14 protein-coding genes are annotated in these 17,813 nt (G+C 71.0%); 3 read left to right on the top strand and 11 right to left on the bottom strand.

Going from position 1 to position 17,813, the window contains the following annotated elements; translation table 11 throughout:
- Position 1: 1 nt before the first annotated feature.
- From DXT68_RS04355 to DXT68_RS04325, 7 genes are read right to left on the bottom strand one after another with little or no spacing between them, the layout of a single operon-like run.
- The gene (locus DXT68_RS04355) at positions 2 to 520 is read right to left on the bottom strand and encodes a hypothetical protein (RefSeq protein WP_045253396.1); all 519 of its coding nucleotides are present in this window, start codon (positions 518 to 520) and stop codon (positions 2 to 4) included.
- The gene (gene tsaD / locus DXT68_RS04350; protein WP_045253397.1) at positions 520 to 1,590 is read right to left on the bottom strand and encodes a tRNA (adenosine(37)-N6)-threonylcarbamoyltransferase complex transferase subunit TsaD; all 1,071 of its coding nucleotides are present in this window, start codon (positions 1,588 to 1,590) and stop codon (positions 520 to 522) included. Before tsaD ends, DXT68_RS04355 begins: the two co-directional genes overlap by 1 nt.
- Positions 1,587 to 2,093 carry a ribosomal protein S18-alanine N-acetyltransferase gene (gene rimI / locus DXT68_RS04345; protein ID WP_045253398.1) on the bottom strand — a complete coding sequence of 169 codons (507 nt, stop codon included), beginning with the start codon at positions 2,091 to 2,093 and terminating at the stop codon, positions 1,587 to 1,589. Before rimI ends, tsaD begins: the two co-directional genes overlap by 4 nt.
- The gene (gene tsaB, locus DXT68_RS04340) at positions 2,090 to 2,737 is read right to left on the bottom strand and encodes a tRNA (adenosine(37)-N6)-threonylcarbamoyltransferase complex dimerization subunit type 1 TsaB (protein WP_045253451.1); all 648 of its coding nucleotides are present in this window, start codon (positions 2,735 to 2,737) and stop codon (positions 2,090 to 2,092) included. Before tsaB ends, rimI begins: the two co-directional genes overlap by 4 nt.
- Before the next feature lie 20 nt (positions 2,738 to 2,757).
- Positions 2,758 to 3,255 (bottom strand): tRNA (adenosine(37)-N6)-threonylcarbamoyltransferase complex ATPase subunit type 1 TsaE, encoded by a 498-nt coding sequence (gene tsaE / locus DXT68_RS04335; RefSeq protein WP_045253399.1) that lies wholly within the window; start codon positions 3,253 to 3,255, stop codon positions 2,758 to 2,760.
- Positions 3,252 to 4,358, bottom strand: a complete 1,107-nt coding sequence (gene alr, locus DXT68_RS04330) for an alanine racemase (protein ID WP_045253400.1) — start codon at positions 4,356 to 4,358, stop codon at positions 3,252 to 3,254. Before alr ends, tsaE begins: the two co-directional genes overlap by 4 nt.
- Positions 4,355 to 4,714, bottom strand: coding sequence for a holo-ACP synthase (locus DXT68_RS04325; protein ID WP_045253401.1), 360 nt, complete (start codon positions 4,712 to 4,714; stop codon positions 4,355 to 4,357). Before DXT68_RS04325 ends, alr begins: the two co-directional genes overlap by 4 nt.
- Before the next feature lie 253 nt (positions 4,715 to 4,967).
- On the opposite strand from DXT68_RS04325, the gene DXT68_RS04320 reads away from it, so the two are divergent.
- Positions 4,968 to 5,798 carry a DUF559 domain-containing protein gene (locus tag DXT68_RS04320; RefSeq protein ID WP_052677648.1) on the top strand — a complete coding sequence of 277 codons (831 nt, stop codon included), beginning with the start codon at positions 4,968 to 4,970 and terminating at the stop codon, positions 5,796 to 5,798.
- A gap of 144 nt (positions 5,799 to 5,942) precedes the next feature.
- On the opposite strand, the gene glmS is transcribed toward DXT68_RS04320, so the two are convergent.
- Both glmS and coaA read right to left on the bottom strand, forming a co-directional pair.
- Positions 5,943 to 7,790, bottom strand: coding sequence for a glutamine--fructose-6-phosphate transaminase (isomerizing) (gene glmS / locus DXT68_RS04315; protein WP_045253402.1), 1,848 nt, complete (start codon positions 7,788 to 7,790; stop codon positions 5,943 to 5,945).
- 78 nt (positions 7,791 to 7,868) lie between these two features.
- The gene (gene coaA, locus DXT68_RS04310) at positions 7,869 to 8,813 is read right to left on the bottom strand and encodes a type I pantothenate kinase (RefSeq protein WP_045253403.1); all 945 of its coding nucleotides are present in this window, start codon (positions 8,811 to 8,813) and stop codon (positions 7,869 to 7,871) included.
- Positions 8,814 to 8,849: 36 nt separating this feature from the next.
- Between coaA and DXT68_RS04305 the strand changes: the two genes are divergently transcribed.
- Positions 8,850 to 9,791 (top strand): Ppx/GppA phosphatase family protein, encoded by a 942-nt coding sequence (locus DXT68_RS04305; protein WP_045253404.1) that lies wholly within the window; start codon positions 8,850 to 8,852, stop codon positions 9,789 to 9,791.
- A gap of 11 nt (positions 9,792 to 9,802) precedes the next feature.
- Here DXT68_RS04305 and DXT68_RS04300 read toward each other — a convergent pair whose 3' ends face one another.
- Positions 9,803 to 12,079, bottom strand: a complete 2,277-nt coding sequence (locus DXT68_RS04300; RefSeq protein ID WP_115760458.1) for a helix-turn-helix transcriptional regulator — start codon at positions 12,077 to 12,079, stop codon at positions 9,803 to 9,805.
- A 48-nt stretch (positions 12,080 to 12,127) separates the two neighbouring features.
- On the opposite strand from DXT68_RS04300, the gene DXT68_RS04295 reads away from it, so the two are divergent.
- A complete protein-coding gene (locus DXT68_RS04295) occupies positions 12,128 to 13,453 on the top strand; it encodes an MFS transporter (RefSeq protein WP_045253406.1) in 1,326 nt (441 codons plus the stop codon).
- Between the two features lie 32 nt (positions 13,454 to 13,485).
- On the opposite strand, the gene DXT68_RS04290 is transcribed toward DXT68_RS04295, so the two are convergent.
- Positions 13,486 to 17,736, bottom strand: a complete 4,251-nt coding sequence (locus tag DXT68_RS04290) for a DUF7927 domain-containing protein (protein ID WP_244268149.1) — start codon at positions 17,734 to 17,736, stop codon at positions 13,486 to 13,488.
- Positions 17,737 to 17,813: the final 77 nt, after the last annotated feature.

The following is a 17,813-nucleotide window of genomic DNA, read 5'->3' as shown; positions in this document are numbered from 1 at the left end:
GCTATCCGAGCCTTTCGAACTGCATACCCGCCCAGACGAGCCATCCCAGGCTGTAGACCGTCGCGCACAGCCCGAGCACGAGCGCCCAGCGCGCGATCGAACGACTCTCGACGGGACGCCGAAGCGACATGATCGCGGCGACGACCGAGATCACCGCGATCGGCAGCCCCCAGCCGACGAAGAACGAGCTGGCCAGTGCCACGATCGCCGCCATCAGCGCCCAGGGAGCGAGCCGGGTGTCGTCGACCGCGGCAGTCACCGTCCCGGTGTCGGTCGAGGGCTGCCAGTCGGTGTCGCGCCTGACCTCGTCGAGCATCGGACCGGTCACGATCACCGGCTCGACACCGACCGGCCCGGTGGGCAGCCGCGTGTAGCCGTCGCGTCGGGCACCCGGCAGTCGAGCGGCACCCGTCGGGCGCTCCACCTCACCGCTGGGGATGTCGATGCGGGCCGGCGGCACGACCCTGCCCGCCGCCGGATCGGTGCCCGCGGCGTCGGCTCCCCGTGTCGCATCGCTCATCACGACACCACGCTCCGCTCCGCGACCTGGATCTCGGTCACGGGCAGGGTCGAATCGGCGCCGAAGGCGAGCGTCGACGGGCGGCGTCCCGACGAGATCAGCTCGGCGGCGAGGGCGGCGATCATGGCCCCGTTGTCGGTGCACAGCGACAACGGCGGGATGCGGACCGTGACCCCGGCCGCCGCCGCACGGGAGAGTGCGACCTCACGCAGGCGGCGATTGGCGATGACGCCTCCGCCCAGCAGCAGACGGGGCACCCCGAGATCGGCGCAGGCGGCGAGCGCCTTCGTCACGAGCACGTCGACCACGGCCTCGCGGAAGCTCGCCGCGACATCGGCGACCGGTACGGGCACACCGTCGGCCTCGCAGCGCTCCACCCAGCGGGCGACCGCCGTCTTGAGACCCGAGAACGAGAAGTCGTAGCGGTGGGCGGCCAGATCGGAGGCGCGGGACAGGCCCCGCGGGAAGCGGATGGCGTTCGGGTCGCCCTCCCGCGCCGCGCGATCGATCTCCGGCCCACCCGGGTAGGGCAGCGACAGCAGCCGCGCGACCTTGTCGAACGCCTCGCCGGCGGCGTCGTCCATGGTCTCGCCGAGCATCTCGACGTCGGTGGTGAGGTCGCGCACGTGCAGCAGCGACGTGTGCCCGCCGGAGACCAGCAGCGCGATCGTCGGGTACTCCAGAGGATCGGAGTCGGGGGTCAGGATGTCGGCGGCGATATGCCCCACGAGATGGTTCACGGCATAGAGCGGCGTGCCGAGGGACACCGCGAGGCCCTTGGCAGCGCCGACCCCGACCATCAGGGCGCCGGCCAGGCCGGGGCCGCTGGTCACGGCCACGGCGTCGAGCTCGTCGAGTCGCACGCCCGCCTCGGCGAGCGCGGCGTCGATCGACGGCTGCAGCGCCTCGAGGTGCGCGCGCGCGGCGACCTCGGGCACGACGCCGCCGTAGCGGGCGTGCTCGTCCATGCTCGAGGCGATCGTGTTCGACAGCAGAGTGCGGCCGCGGACGATGCCGATCCCGGTCTCGTCGCAGCTCGTCTCGATGCCCAGCACCAGCGGCTCGGTCATTCGGCGCCCTCCTTCGCGGCATCCTGCAGAGGTCCGGTCTCGTCGTGCGCGCGGCGATCAGGCAGCGCGAGCCGCATCACGATCGCGTCGACGTCATCCGGCTGGTAGTAGCGCGGGCGTCGCCCGATCTCCTCGAACCCCTCGGAGAGGTAGAGCCCCTCGGCGCCGGGGTTGTCGGCCCGCACCTCGAGGAAGACCTCTCGCGCGCCCCGCTCGGCCGCCGCGGCGAGCAGCGCGCGCAGCAGCGCGCGCCCGCGGCCGGCGCCCCGATGCCTCTCGTCGAAGGCGATGGTCTGGATGTCGGCGTCGCGGGACCCCTGCAGCGCGCGCACTCCCCCGTAGCCGATGACGCTGCCCTCGTGCTCGTCGACCAGGTAGCGGCCATGCGGGCTGGAGAGCTCGTCGGCCATCGCCTGGGGGCTCCAGGCGTCGGTCGGGAAGGAGCGTCGCTCCACCGCCATGATCGCGTCCAGATCGTGGGGCGTCGCCGCGCGCAGCGTCATCGCCCGACTTTCTTCGGCGCGCCGGGGACGGTGACATCGGGCTGGCGCAGGTAGAGAGGTTCGTCGGCCATGAGGATCCGCCCGGCGGCGACGGATCGCGCGCCCACCCGCGCGAGATCGACGGCGGAGAGCGTCTCGACGTCGATGCGGCGCGTGGCTCCCAGATGCTCGTCGGCATCGACGCGCGGCACGAGCACGGTGTCGGCGATCACGACCGGGAGTCCGTCGGCATCGGTTCCGTCGAAGACCGTGATCGCGACCTCGCGACGTCGGGCATCGGTGACGATCGCGAAAGGCCCGGCGATCCGGTCGTGCTCGATCGCGGTGAGTGCGGCGGCGGCGTGGCTCGGCACAGGGACGACCGGGATGCCGCGGCCCATCGCGAATGCGCGTGCCGCCGCGATGCCGATCCGGAGTCCGGTGAAGGGGCCCGGTCCCATGCCGGCGACCACGTGGCCGATCAGGGGAGCTCCGTCGCCCATGCTCTCGTCGCCCGCGGCCTCGTCGAGGGCACGGACGAGCATCTCGCCGATCACCTCGGCATGCCCGAGGGGATCCGCCGCCGAGGCGTCGGAGAGGCGGACGCCGTCATCGTCGATGAGGGCGACGGCGGTGCCCAGAGAGGTGTCGACGGCGAGGATCACCTCTCCAGGGTAGCCGGGGTTCACCCCGCGCTCGTCGAGCGTCCTTCGCGGGTGATCGTCACGCGGCGCGGAGCATCCGTGTCGAGCTCGGACGGGTCGAGCTGCTCGTCTCCGCCGACCGGCCGCTCGAGTTCGATGTCCCACCAGGTGTCGGCGAGCTCCTCCGCCATCCCGCGCCCCCACTCCACGACGACGACCGAACGGGCGAGGTCGAGATCGAGGTCATCGAGCTCGGCATCCGATCCCAGCCGATAGGCGTCGACGTGCACCAGCGGGGCGCGTCCGACGAGCGAGGGGTGCGTGCGGGCGATCACGAACGTGGGACTCTGCACGGGGCCGCGCACACCCAGCCCTCGCGCGAGCCCGCGCGTGAAGGTCGTCTTTCCCGCGCCGAGCGGCCCGGTGAGGATGAGCAGGTCGCCGGCGGTCAGCCCCTCGCCGATGCGCACCCCGAGCTGCTCCATCGCGGCGGACGTGTCGATCTCGTGATGTCCGAGGAACGCCGGATCCACGCTCATGCCGACCGCCGGGGCACGCGGGCGCCGATGCGCGTGACGATCTCGTAGTTGATGGTCGAGGCGGCGTTGGCCCACTCCGCCGCCGACGGCACGCCGAGGGTCGGGTCGCCGAACAGCACCACCTCGTCGCCGATCGAGACGGGGGTGTCGCCGACGTCCACGACGAACTGGTCCATCGCGATGCGTCCGACGTTGAGATGGCGCCGACCGGCGATCGAGACCGGCAGTCGCCCCGAGGCCTGACGGGGCACGCCGTCGGCATACCCGAGAGGCACCAGCACCAGCGTCGTGTCGTGCGGGGCGCGATGGTCGTACCCGTACGACACCCCGGTCCCTGCCGGAACGCGGCGCACGGCTGCGACCGCGCCACGCAGCGTCATCGCCGGACGCAGACCCAGCTCGGCCGACGAGCGGTCCTCGAAGGGCGAGAGTCCGTAGATGCCGACGCCGATCCGCACCGCGTCCAGTCGCATCTCGGGCAGGTCTATGGCCGCGGCGGTGGCCGCGATGTGGCGGATCTCGGGATGGATGCCGAACGAGGCCGCGACCTCCACCCCCTGCTCGAACTTCGCCAGCGCCTCACGGTCGTCCTGCGGCGACGTGTTCGAGAGGTGGCTGAAGAGACCGATGATCCGCAGCCGTCCGATGCGCTCGAGCCGCGCCGCCTCGGCCAGCACACGACGCCAGTCCGCCGGAGCGATGCCGTTGCGTGACAGCCCGGTCTCGAACTTGAGGTGCACACCCACCGGACGGTCGACCGAGGCGACGGCACCCGCCGCCTCCAGCTGGTCGAACGACGAGATGCCCACCTCGATGTCGTGCGCCGCCGCCTGATCGAACCTCTCACCCGGAGCGTGCAGCCACGCCACGATCGGGGCGGTGATCCCCTGCCGGCGCAGATCGAGCGCCTCGGGGATCTCGGCGACCCCGAGCCGCGTGGCGCCCCCGGCGAGCGCGGCCACGGCTGCAGGCGCAGCGCCGTGACCGTAGGCGTTCGCCTTGACGACGGCGATGACCTCGACGCCGGTGAGGCGACGGAAGTGGCGGACGTTGTCGGTGATCGCATCCAGCTCGATGCGTGCCTCGCGGAACGGGACGGTCACAGCGGCTCTCCTTCGGCGACGACGAATGCCGCGGCGAGTCCCGCGTCATGGGTGAGGGTCAGGTGCAGTCGGGTGATGCCCCGCTCGGCGACGACGTCGGCGGTGCTCCCGGTCAGGACGAAGTGCGGGCGGCCCGACGACTCCGAGGCGATCTCGATCTCGATCCAGTGCACCCCGTCGGATCCGCCGAGGGTCTTGATGAGCGCCTCCTTCGCCGCGTACCTGGCAGCGAGCGAGGGCAGCCGCAGACCGCGCTCGCTCGGCGCGAAGAGACGCTCCAGAAGTCGTGGCGTGCGATCGAGTGTCCGCTCGAATCGCGGGATGTCCACGAGGTCGATGCCGGTCCCGATGATCACCCGTTCAGCCTAGTCGCGGCATCCGCCGCTCCCCCGACACGGCGCCCTCGCCCTCGCCCTCGCCCTCCCTCGCCCGGGTGGCTGACAATTCCCCGGTGGGCGGCCCCTGTCGGCGTCATACGTCAGCCAATCGGGGGATGTTCAGCCATCCGGCCGTGCCACGGCTCCTCCCCAGATGCACGGCCGCAGAGAGTGTCCCCAGATCACGGCATTCTCCGTGACCAGGGGTCGACGGATGAACGAGGATCGGCGGATGCCCACACCTCTGATGCTCGTCGAACTGCAGGGCGGAGTCGCCCGCGGGTCACGGCTCGCGCGATTCGGATGCACACGCAAGGACCTCTCCGACGCGGTGCGGCGCGGCGCGCTGTCCCGGGTGCGCGCCGGGGTGTTCGCGGCGCCGTCATGCGCAGGGAGTGTGCGAACCGCCGCCCTGCACGGGGGTGCGCTCTCCTGTTCCGGCGCGCTGCGCATGCACGGGGTCTGGGTTCTCGCCGACGACGAGCATCCTCATGTGTGGCTCGGTCTCGCCGGACGAAGGCATCCGCATGCCCACTGCGAGTGCGTCGAGCACTACCGTGCGGGCTCGATGCGACTGGGACTCGCCCCGGTCGAACAGGCGCTCGTGCAGGCGTTCGGATGTCACGGCGAGGAGTTCTTCTTCGCCGCATACGAGTCGGCGTGGGCGCTGGGCCTGATCGGCGCAGACGCGAGGCGCCGCATCCGTGCAGCTCTTCCGGTGCGCGCTCGGTGGCTTGCCGACATCGCACGCCATGATGCAGACAGCGGGCTCGAGTCCATCGTCCGACTGCGGCTGCATCTGCTCGGCATCCGGGTGGAGACACAGGTGTCGATCGACGGGGTCGGGCGAGTCGACTTCGTCGTGGAGAGGCGCGTCATCCTCGAAGCCGATGGCAAGGACAACCACGCCGGCCGTTCCGAACGCCATCGTGACCTGATTCGGGATGCCGCGGCATCCCGTCTGGGATTCGAGACGCTCCGCTTCGACTACGCCATGATCATCCACGAGTGGAGCGTCGTGATCGCCGCGATCTCGGGCGCGCTCGCTCGGGCGCGCTCATGAGCCGGATGGCTGGAGGATTCCCCCATGGCTGACCTCGAGCACACTCCGGTTCAGCCAGGCGGGGAACTGTCAGCCATACGGCCGGGGCACCGCAGACGGAGGGCCGAGAACGAGAGCGGGAACGGGCGCCGGCGCCGGCGTGGGCTACTCGACCGTGACGGACTTCGCGAGGTTGCGCGGCTGATCGACATCGAGGCCCTTCGCCGTCGCGAGCGCCATCGCGAACACCTGCAGCGGCACGACCGCGAGCAGCGGCTCGAACATCGCACCGGCGAGCGGGATGCGGATGACCTCGTCGGCGAACGGCAGAACGGCCGCGTCGCCCTCTTCGGCGACGACGATCACGCGAGCGCCGCGAGCGCGGATCTCCTGGATGTTGGAGACCACCTTCGAGTGCACCACTGCGGAGTGCCGCGGCGACGGCACGAGGACGAAGACCGGCTGCCCCGGCTCGATCAGGGCGATCGGGCCGTGCTTGAGCTCGCCCGCCGCGAAGCCCTCCGCATGGATGTAGGAGATCTCCTTGAGCTTGAGCGCACCCTCGAGGGCGATCGGGAAGCCCACGTGGCGGCCGAGGAAGAGGACCGAGCGGGTGTCCGCCATCCAGCCCGCCAGCTGGCTGACGTGATCGTGTTCGCTCTCGAGCACCTTCGCGATCTTCTCGGGAAGGGCCAGCAGCTCGGCGACGTCCGCCGATGCGTCCTCGACGGCGCCGCGCACACGACCCATGTGCAGACCGAGCAGCAGCAGAGCGGTGATCTGCGCCGAGAACGCCTTCGTGGAGGCGACCGCGACCTCGGGGCCGGCGTGGGTGTAGACCACGGCATCCGACTCGCGCGGGATCGTGGCCCCCTGGGTGTTGCAGATCGACAGGGTGCGGGCGCCGCGCTCCCGCGCGTACTTCACGGCCATCAGGGTGTCCATGGTCTCGCCCGACTGGCTGATCGACACGACGAGCGTGTCGGCCCCGATCACCGGGTCGCGGTAGCGGAACTCGTGGGCGAGCTCGACGTCGACGGGCACGCGCGCCCACTGCTCGATCGCGTACTTGCCGACGAGCGCCGAGTACGATGCGGTGCCGCAGGCGGTGATGATGATGCGGTTGATGCCGAGGAACAGGTCGTCGAGTCCCTCGAGCTCCGGGATCACGACCTGATCGCCGCGGATGCGGCCACGGATCGTGTTCGCGACGGCCTCGGGCTGCTCGGAGACCTCCTTGGCCATGAAGCTCGACCAGCCGCCCTTCTCGGCGGCGGCGGCGTCCCACGAGACGTCGAACGGCTCGGCCTCGACGGGGGTGCCGCCGAAGTCGGTCACGGTGACGGCATCCGGGGTGATCGAGACGATCTGGTCCTGACCGATGGCCAGCGCCTTGCGGGTGTGCTCGATGAAGGCGGCCACGTCGGATCCGAGGAAGTTCTCGCCCTCGCCGAGACCGATCACCAGCGGAGAGTTGCGGCGGGCCCCGACGACCAGTCCGGGGTGGTCCTGGTGCATCGCGAGGAGCGTGAACGCCCCCTCCAGACGGTTGACGACGCCGCGGAAGGCGAGCTGCAGGTCGCCGCCGTTCGAGCGGTACTCGCGACCGAGAAGAGCGGCCGCGACCTCGGTGTCGGTCTCGCTGCGGAAACGCACGCCGTCGGCGAGCAGCTCGTCGCGCAGGACGGCGAAGTTCTCGATGATGCCGTTGTGGATGACCGCGAGCCGGTCATCGTCGGCGAGGTGCGGGTGCGCGTTCTCGTCGGTGGGGCCACCATGCGTCGCCCAGCGGGTGTGTCCGATCCCGGTGCTTCCGTCAGGCAGCGGGGCGTCGGCGAGGGAGTCCCGCAGCATCGCGAGCTTGCCTGCCTTCTTGCGCATACCGAGGGTTCCGTCGCGGTCGATCACGGCGACGCCGGCGGAGTCGTAGCCCCGGTACTCGAGACGGGCGAGGCCCGCGAGAAGGATGTCCTGGCTGGGCCGCGGGCCCACGTATCCGACGATTCCACACATGGGGTCAAGAATAAGCGCGGGAGTTTGCGAAGGTGCCGAACGAACCCGCCCGAGCCGGGGCGACGCGGATGCGGCGTCTCAGAGCTTGCGCAGCAGCACGCTCTCGACGCTGTGGTCGACACCCTTGTTGAGCACCAGGCGCGCGCGGTGCTTGGTCGGCATCACGTTCTCGACGAGGTTCGGCATGTTGATCTCGTTCCAGTATCCGAGTGCCGTCGTGATCGCCTCCTCGTCGGTGAGGTGAGCGAACACGTTGAAGTACGACGACGGGTTCGAGAAGGCGCCCTGCCGCAGCGCGAGGAAGCGGTCGACGTACCACTTCTCGATGTGCGAGGTGTCGGCGTCGACGAAGATCGAGAAGTCGAAGAGGTCGCTCACCGCGACGTCGTTGGGCGCCGCGGGCGGCTGCAGCACGTTGAGCCCCTCGACGATCACCACGTCGGGTCGACGCACGACCACGCGGGCGTCGGGAACGATGTCGTATCGCATATGCGAATAGAACGGGGCACGCACCTCGGCGGCGCCGCTCTTGACCTCGGTGAGGAAGTCGATGAGGGCTCGGCGGTCGTAGGACTCGGGGAATCCCTTGCGATCCATGAGGCCGCGGCGCGCGAGCTCTGCGTTCGGGTAGAGGAATCCGTCCGTCGTCACCAGCTCGACCCGCGGCGTACCCGGCCAGCGGCTCATCAGCTCCCGCAGCAGACGGGCGATGGTCGACTTGCCCACGGCGACCGAACCCGCGACCCCCACCACGAAGGGCGTGGTGGTGTCGTCCTCCTGCAGGAACGAGCTCGTCGCCGCCCCCAGTCGCTTGGTCGAGGTCGCATAGAGGCTGAGCAGGCGACTCAGCGGCAGATAGACCTCGCGCACCTCGGTGAGGTCGAGTCGATCGCCGATGCCGCGCAGCTCCACGACCTCGGTCTCGGTCAGCGGCTGGTCGAGTCCCGCGGCCAACCGCGCCCATTCCTCACGGCCGATCTCTCGGTACGGAGACAGCGGCAGCGTGGGATCGGCGGTGGTCACGGATACATCGTAACGGCGCGGCAGTAGTCTCTACCCGTGCGCCTCGGAGTCCTCGACATCGGTTCCAACACCGTCCACATGCTCGCCGCGGATGTCCGGCCGGGAGGGCGGCCGCTCGCGACGACCAGCGATCGCTCCGTGCTGCGGCTGATGCGGTACCTGACGCCGGACGGCGCGATCTCCGAAGAGGGCGTGGTGGCACTCGAGTCGGCTGTGCACCAGGCTCGTCGGGTCGCCGAGGCCGAGAACGTCGACGAGCTGCTGGCGACCGCGACCAGCGCCGTGCGCGACGCCCGCAACGGCGCTGAGGTGATCGCCCGGATCGAGCGGGCGCTGGGTCAACCGCTGCAGGTGCTCGACGGCGAGACGGAGGCGGAGCTCACCTTCCTCGCCGTCCGCCGCTGGTTCGGCTGGTCGGCCGGTCAGCTGCTGCTCCTCGACATCGGCGGCGGATCGCTGGAGATCGCAGCGGGCGACGACGAGGTGCCCGATGCGGCGGCATCCGTTCCTCTCGGCGCGGGGCGGATGACCGTGCAGTTCCTGCCCCACGATCCTCCCGGCGAAGACGACGTGGAGCGCCTCCGGGAGCACGCGACGGCGACGCTCGCCGAGATCCGCCCCCGGTTCGCGGCCCTGCCGCGGCCGGACCACGTGGTCGGCTCGTCCAAGGCGATCCGCTCGCTCGCCAAGCTCGCCGGATACCCCGTGCCCGGATGGTCGGGCATTCAGCGCATGGTGCTGCCGCGCGCGTCGCTGGGGTCGTGGATCCCCCGGCTCGCCCGCCTCCCCGCAGGTGCGCGCCAGGAGCTGCCGGGGATCACCGCCGACCGCACCTTCCAGATCGTGGCCGCCGCCGTCTCGCTCCACACCGCGATGACAGCTCTCGAGGTCGACGAGCTCGAGGTGTCGCCGTGGGCGCTGCGCGAAGGGGTGCTGCTGCGGTACATCGAGTCGCTCCCGTGGGGTGTTTCCGCCTGATCACGCCGTGATCATCGGCCCCGTTCGGTCCCCGCCTCGAACAGGCCCTGACCCATCGCGACGGCGATGGCCTCGTCGCGCGAGGACACCCCGAGTTTGCGGTACAGCGATCTGCGCTGCGACTTCACGGTGTTCTCCGAGACGTGCAGGCGTTCGGCGATCTCGCCGACGCTGGCGGTCCCGCGCAGTTCTGTGAGGATCACGCGCTCCCGCGAGGTCAGGCGCGGCACGGCAGGTCGCGCAGTCAGGCTCGGCGTCGCGACATCGATCACCTCGGGCCCGAACAGCGCCCTGTCTTCGGCGGGAACGAGGAGGAACGGCGTGCGGAGACCGTGGGCGTCGGCGATCGCCCTGGCACGACGCGCGGCCGTCGCGGCCTCCTCGGGCCGGCCGGCACGTCGGAGGATCAGCGCTTCGAGCACCGCGAGGTGCGCCCGCGCCTCGGGCGCCTCGACCTCGATGCCCGCGAGCCTGCGCTGGGCGCGTTCGTGGCGTCCGTCGAAGATCTCGACTCTGGCGACCCCGAGTGTGAGCATCGCCGCATCGCCGCCCTGGTCGACCAGTCTGCGGGCCGACGCCATGTCGCCGGCTGCGAGGGCGAGCGCGGAGTCGGTGAGGTCGAGCAGCCGCCGCTGGGACCGCGGCTTGCGTCGTCCCCTGCGGCGCCGAAGCGCCCGGAACTCCTCGAGCCCGACCTCGGCGCGGCCGAGGCGGATGTCGAGCAGCGCGCGCAGGTGCGCGAGCGTGGGCCAGTGCTCGACAGTCTCGATGATGTGCCAGACGCTGTTCAGGGCGACCTCGGCCCCGTCGAGATCATCGCGCTCGAGGGCGATCTTCGCTTCGGCGATGCGCAGCGGAGTGCCCTGGTACTCGTTGAGCAGCACCTCCGGCCATGACCGGGACCCGGCGATGTCCACCCAGGTCTGCGCGGCGACGAGGTCACCGGACGAGGCGTGCACCATCGCGGCCCCGCCGATGGCGACCAGCTGACCGCTGGGCCGACGCGCCGTCGCGAACGCCCGCTCGAACTCCGCGAGCGCATCCTCGGGGCGGTCGCCGTACATCAGGGTGATCGCGCTGTGCGAGTGCAGGTCCTCGACCAGGCCGTCGATCTTTCGCAGCTCGTCGGGCGAGAGGCCTCGGAGGATCCTCGCCGCGGTCAGGGCCGCGTCGACCCCGTCGTCACCCAGGCCCAGCAGACGGCGGACGACCGCTTCGATGACCCGCAGCAGTGCGCGGTCCGCGCCGTCCGCCGGCGCCCGTCTGGCGCCGATCAGCGCCATGCCCATGAGCTCGACCGCTCGCAGCCGGTGCTCGCGCCGGGCGTTGAAGATCAGCGCCTGAGCCATCGCGATCACCGGCCAGGTGCGCAGGTCGAGGAGGCGGATGTCGCGCAGCGCTGTCGAGATCGACGCGCCGTGAGCACGGATGAGGGTGAGGCCGCCGCCCTTCAACGCCGCGTCCACGAGGTCGAGCGACCCGGCGGACGCGCCCTCGAGCAGCGCTCCGTACCAGGCTCTCTGCGCGAGGAGCGTGCGCCCCGCGCGGGCGTGCACCGACGGGGAGCCAGGCGTCGGGTGTGCCGCGGCGGTGGCCGCGCGCACCGGCGCGGAGAGGACGAAGAACGGATGCCCGGGGTCACCGGCCCACTCTCCCTGCCCTGCGGCTTCCGCGCGGTCGAGGACCCCGGGGGATCCGCCGAGCGCGGCGACGACCTCCCGGGTGAGCACCTCTGGCACGGCGAGGTGCGCGTCGGGCGCATCGAGGGGCTGCGGATGCAGGTCTCGCAGCGCGGCGCTCACCTGCTCGGCGCGCAGGTTCTTGAGCTGTCCGATCGCGCGCACGGCCGCCGGCAGCCCTCCGGTGACCCGGTGCGCACCCGCGGCATCGAGCGGGGACCCGATCAGCGCCAGGTACGCACGGGTCTCCTCGGCGGTGAAGCAGAGCTCTGTCACGAAGTCCGCCTGCAGCTCCGCCGGAACCGCCCGCCGATCGTGCACGGCAGCACGCAGCAGCAGCAGAGGATCAGCGGCGAGCAGCCCGTGGATTCGCGTCCAGTCGTCATCCGACAGAGTGTCGGCGTCGTCCACCACGAGCACGCCCTCTGTCGGGTCGGGGATGTCGCCGCGGACCGCCCACTGCGCTGCGCGCCCCTGCGCCCAGTTCCTCAGCAGAGTCGAGGCCCCGGCGCCGGACGGGCCCACGACCACCACCGCACGAGAGGGGATCGACAGCGCCGAGAGCAGGCGCGGGCGCGCCAAGTGCTGTTCCCACCGCCCCGATGACATCTGATCACTCTAGCTAGAGTGCTGGGGGGTCACGATGAAGGGAACGGCATGCCGCGCGAGCGCTCGAACCGGTCGGAGAGGCGCACGGTCCTCCTCCTCGCCGCTGTCAATCTGGTGGGGCTCGGGTCGCTCACGACGCCGGTCATGGCCGGCATCCCGCTGAAGATCGACGCGCTGTTCGGCGCCGACCAGCGCGCCGGAGCGCTGGCGCTCGTGCTCGCGATCGGAAGCGTGGCCGCTCTGATCGCGAACCCGGTCTTCGGCGCCCTCTCCGACCGCACCCGCGGCCGCTTCGGGCGCCGCAGGCCCTGGATGCTGGCCGGTGCGGTCGCGGGCATCATCGGCATCGTCGGGCTGTCGGCGGCGGAGTCGTTCGCGGCGATCATCGCGGCCTGGGTGTGCGCGCAGGTGGCGTTCAACGCCACCCTGGCGGCGGCCGCGGCGCTGTTGGCCGACGTCGTGCCGGAGGAGCGGCGCGCGGCCGCCTCGGGGATCTTCACCGCGGCGGCGTTCCTCGGTGTCCTGCCGCCGCTCGTGCTCACCGCCCTGCTGCCTCGCCAGGTCGACCTCATCGCGCTGGTCATGCCGGCCCTGGCCATCGCGGTCGTCGGGGTCGCACTGACGATCCGGGAGTCGGCGGCGAGTGATCGCGCACGCCTCGATCTCCGGGCGGCGATGTCGCCGACCTTCGTCGCTCTCTGGCTGCAGCGGCTGGGGATGCAGTCCGCGCTGGGCCTCACCACCGCCTTCACGCTCTACATGGTGATCGACCGGATGACGGGTGATGCGGTCGGCGCCACGCCCGTCGCCATGATCGCCACGCTGCTCGGCGGCGCGGGCGTCGTCGTCGGTGCCGGTGCAGGCGGCGCCTGGGCGTCGAGACGCGGACGGTACCTCGCCTTCCTGGTCGCGGGCGCGCTCGGACTCGCCGGTGCCGCGACGATCCGCGCCTTCGCCGATGCCCCGGTCGCGCTCTGGACGGCGACCACGCTCGGGGGGCTCGCGGTCGGGGTCTATCTCGCCGTCAACCTGGCGTTGGCCATGCGGGTGATCCCGCAGGGCCGGGGCGGCGCGTACCTCGGCGTGCTCAACGCGGCCGAGACCATCCCTCAGATCTTCGCCCCCATGGTCGCGGCGATGCTCCTGCACGTGGGTGCAGGCGACCCGATCTCGGGGGCCGCCGACGACTACATGCTCCTGTACCTCACCGGCGCGGTGGTCGCGGTGCTGAGCCTCGCGGCGATCCCGGCTCTGCGCCGGGCGGCGCACGGCGGCGGCCCCGACCTGACCGACTCCGACCTGGCCGACTCCGGCGCCCCGGTTGCCTCGTCGTCCGACGACGCGAACGAGGGCGCCACCTCCTCTCGGAGATGACGCCCTCAGTGCCCGTGATCCGGGACCTGTGATCAGTCGCGGGCGAGGCGCCTGCGCGTCAGCAGCAGACCTCCCGCGAGCAGCAGCAGCACGGCCAGGACGATGACCCACGGCGCGAGCTCACCACCCGTGACCGCGAGCGGCGGCAGGACCGGGTTCACGGTCTCGCTCGACACCGGCGGGATCGTCGCTCCGCCGGGAGGCGTCGCGGTCGCGAGCGCCACGTTCCGCAGCGAATGACCCTCAGCGCTCTGCGAGACGGTCACCGCATAGGTGATGGTCACGGTCTCACCCTGCGCGAGCGAGCCGACCCAGCGGAGCTGCGTGCCCTCGACCGTGGGAGCGGCGACCTCGTGGCCGCCGACCGTCGCCGTGATGCCTCCGGTGAGCCGTGCCGCGTTCAGCACGCCGCTCAGGTCATCGGCGATGACCACCTCGTCGAGTCCCGTCTCACCGGTGTTGATCCCCGTGAGCGTGTAGGTGACGAGGTCACCGGCCGCCACCGCGGATCCCGACCCGGGGTCCGACGTCTTCGCGAACGAGAAGGCGGGCTGGGCGACCGGGTGCTCCGTCACCGCCGGCGGAGGCGTCAGCTCGACGCCGCCGGGCGGAACCGCGGTCCCCGAGGCGGTGTTCGTCAGCAGCTCGCCGCCGGCATCGCCCCGCACGGTCACGGAGTACACGATCGTGACGCGCTCGCCGACGCCCAGGTCACCGACCCAGGTCAGCTGCTCATCGGTGATCGTGGGCGTGGTCGCCGGCTCGCCGGCGACCGTCGCCGACACGTCGACGTTGTAGTCGGCGTGAGCCAGCACTCCGGAGAGGTCGTCCGACACCGAGACGGGGTCGAGCGCGGTCTCGCCGGTGTTGATGCCGGTCACCGTGTAGGTGATGACGCTGCCCGGCTCGACGCGGGTCCCGGATGCCGGGTCCGCGCTCTTGACGATCTCGAACCCCGGCTCGTCGACGGGGTTGCTCGTCGTGGCAGGCGGCACCTCGATGGGAGTGCCTCCCCCGGGCGGAGTGACCGCCGCGCTCACGATGTTCTCGATCAGCTCTCCCCCGGCGTCACCGTCGACGGTGACCGAGTAGACGATCGTGACGGTCTGGCCGATCTCGAGTGCACCGGCCCAGGTGAGCTCGCCCGCGTCGGCCGTCGGTGCCGCCGCCTCGACTCCACCGATCATCGCGATGGCATCGTCGTTGTAGGCGGCGTGCGAGAGCACGTCGGACAGGTCGTCGACGATCGTGACGTCGTCGAGCCGGGTCTCCCCCGTGTTGACGCCGGTCACCGTGTAGGTGATGACGCTGCCCGGGTCGACCGAGGTGCCCGTCGCCGGGTCCGCGCTCTTCGAGAGCGAGAATCCGGGGAGGTTGACCGGGTTGGTCGTCGTGCCCGGCGGCGGGGTGAGGGTGTCGCCACCCGGAGGCGTCGCCGTGCCCGTCGCGGAGTTCTCCAGCACCTCGCCCCCGGCATCCGCGGCTACGCGCACCGAGTAGGTGATGGTGAGGACCTCACCGGCGGCCAGCGATCCCGACCAGGTCAGCATGCCGTCGACCACCGACGGGGCCGTCACCGCCCTTCCGTCGATCATCGCGGTCGCGTCGGCACCGTAGGTGCTGTGCGCGAGGACCTTCGAGAGGTCGTCGACGATATCGACGTCGAGCGACGTCTCTCCCGTGTTCGCTCCGACGAGGCTGTACGTCAGGCGCTGCCCCGGGTCGACCGCGGCACCGGATGCCGGGTCCACCGACTTCGCGAACGTGAAGCCGGGCTCGTTGACCGGGTGCTCGGTGGTGACGGTCGGCGGCACCAGCGGAGTCCTCGGCGTGGTGGGGCTGTCAGGATCGCTGGGGTCGTCGGGGATCTGCGGCGTCGCCGTGGCCGACACCGAGTTCGAGACGGTCTCGCCACCGGCATCCGCGTCGACCGTGACCGAGTAGGTGATCACGACGTTCTGGCCGGGCTCGAGGGTTCCGGTCCAGCGCAGGGTGGAAGCGTCGATCTCGGCCGTCCCCCGGCTGGCGACGAGGTCGTCGTTGTAGGCCGCGTGGGCGAGAGCGCCCGCGAGGTTGTCGGTGATCTCTACCGGACGCAGCACGGTGCCGCCGGTGTTCGTGCCGGTGACGGTGTAGACGACGGTGTCGCCGGGATCCACCGTGGAACCCGTCGCGGGGTCCGCGGTCTTGCTCATCGTGAAGCCTGATCCGACGACCGGATGCTCGGTCACGACGGCGGGCGGCGTGATCGTGTCGCCGGGCACCTGAGGACCGTCGGGGTCCGCAGGGTCAGGAGTGGTCGGCGTGGCGGAGCCCGAGACGGTGTTGCGCAGGACCTCGCCCGCCGCGTCGTCGTGGACCGTCACGGAGTAGGTGATGGTGACGACCTGGCCGGGCTGCAGTGATCCGGTCCACGTGAGGTCGGCGTCGGCGAGAGATGCCGCGCCCTCGTCGAGCACGGTGTCGTCGATGCGGGTCTCGATGTCGTCGTTGTATGCGGCGTGCGCGAGCACGGCCGACAGGTCATCGGAGAGCTGTACGGGGTCGAGCACCGTGGCGCCCGTGTTCGTGCCCGTGACGGTGTAGTCGACGACCTGACCGGGCTCGACGATCGATCCCGAAGCGGGGTCGGCCGTCTTCTCCACGGTGAAGCCGGGGACGGGGTTGCGGGTGGTCTGCGTGGGAGGGACGATCGGATCGAACGGCGCGGGCGGCGTGCCGGATGCGGTGACGCTGTTCTCGATGTTCGCGCCCTCCGCGCCCTCGTTCACGATCACCGAGTAGGTGATCGTGACGCTCTGACCGGCCGTGAGCGTGCCGACCCAGGAGAGCTGGTCATCCGTGACCGTCGCCGCACCCGTCGTGATCTCGACGCCGTCGACGGCGGTGACCACATCGTCCTGATAGGTGGCGTTCGTCACCACACCTGTCAGGTCATCCGAGATCTCGACCGGATCGAGGACCGTGTTGCCGGTGTTCTCGGCCTCGACGGTGTAGGTGATCTTCTGACCCGCGGTCGCCACCGTGCCGTCGACGGGATCCGAGGTCTTGCGCAGTTCCAGACCCGGGGTGAGCAGGTCGTTGACGAAGACGCAGGTGACGTCGGTGCCGAGGCTTCCCTCGGGCTGGACGACCGTGTTCGAGGCGCTGAGGGCGACCGGGGAGGTCGACCCGTCGGCGTGCTGCTGCACGCAGCTCAGCGAGCTCGCGTAGCGGTCGAGCTCGGCGGTTCCCGCCGCGGATTCCGACAGCGCGAACGAATCTCCCTGGTTGGTGAAGATCGGCCCGGCGTAGTCGGGCTGCAGTCCGGTCGCCCCACCGGCGGTGGTGGCGTCGGTGCGCGGCACCTGATATCCGTCCGGGGAGTCGACCCGCAGGCCGAACTGGTCTGTTCCCGCGGAGCGTCCGCCCGGCAGATCCTTCTTCAGCGTCAGGGTATTCGGGAACGTGCAGCTCGACATGTCCGTGGGCGAGAAGTCGCCGAGCGGCGTGCTGTTCACCGTCACGCCGCGGGGAAGGTCGACCTCGATGATGCGGTTGCCGCCGCCCGAGACAGACACGAAGATGTGGCCGAGGTTGCCGAAGGCGATGCCGTTGCCCTGCACGCCGTCACCCATGAAGTGCACCTGCTTGGCGCCGATGACCGCCGTGCTCGGGGTCAGCGTCGCGGGGATGTCGGCCGAGTAGATGGTGTTGTCGGCGACCAGCACGAGCTGTCCCGATGCGCTGAACGCCATGTCGCCGTTGGCCCCGAACGCGCCGCTGCCCGTCGTGGGCCGCAGCTGGCCGACCTGCACATAGGTCTGCGGCGTGACGCTCTCGTCCCAGGCGTACAGGTTGATGCCGCCGTTGGTCGTGTTGCTCGCGAAGTAGTAGACGCCCGTCTCGGGATGCACCGCCCCGCGCAGGACCGCGGAGTCGAGCCGGAAGGTCGTCCTGGTCGTCTCGTTCGTCACGCGATCGTGCTTGGCGAGCGTCTTGTCGAACGAGCTGTTCGTGACGGTGTACGCGTAGCGTCCGCCGGCCGAGATGCCGAGTCCGTTGTCGGAGTGATCGGCGCCGAAGGTCTCGGTGCTCAGCGAACCGCCTTCGCCCTCCGCGCCGCCGTCGAGGGCGACGTCGAACTCCCGCACCTGCGTGGAGCTCTGCACGAAGACCGCTCCCGGCGTGCACAGGAAGGGGTCTGCGGCGGCCGCCGGAGCGGCGGTCGCCACCGCCCCGACGACGACGAGCGAGGATGCGAGGACCGCAGCGCTCGAGAGGAGGCCGACGGCCTTCCTCACTCGCCCGCGCCAGCGGCGCGCGTCCGGCGCGGCCTGCGAATCCGATGATGGGTGATGGTGCTCTTGCGCAGCACGGA

The organism is Microbacterium foliorum (assembly GCF_003367705.1).
Lineage (GTDB): Bacteria > Actinomycetota > Actinomycetes > Actinomycetales > Microbacteriaceae > Microbacterium > Microbacterium foliorum.
This window is presented reverse-complemented; position numbering and strand designations above follow the sequence as displayed.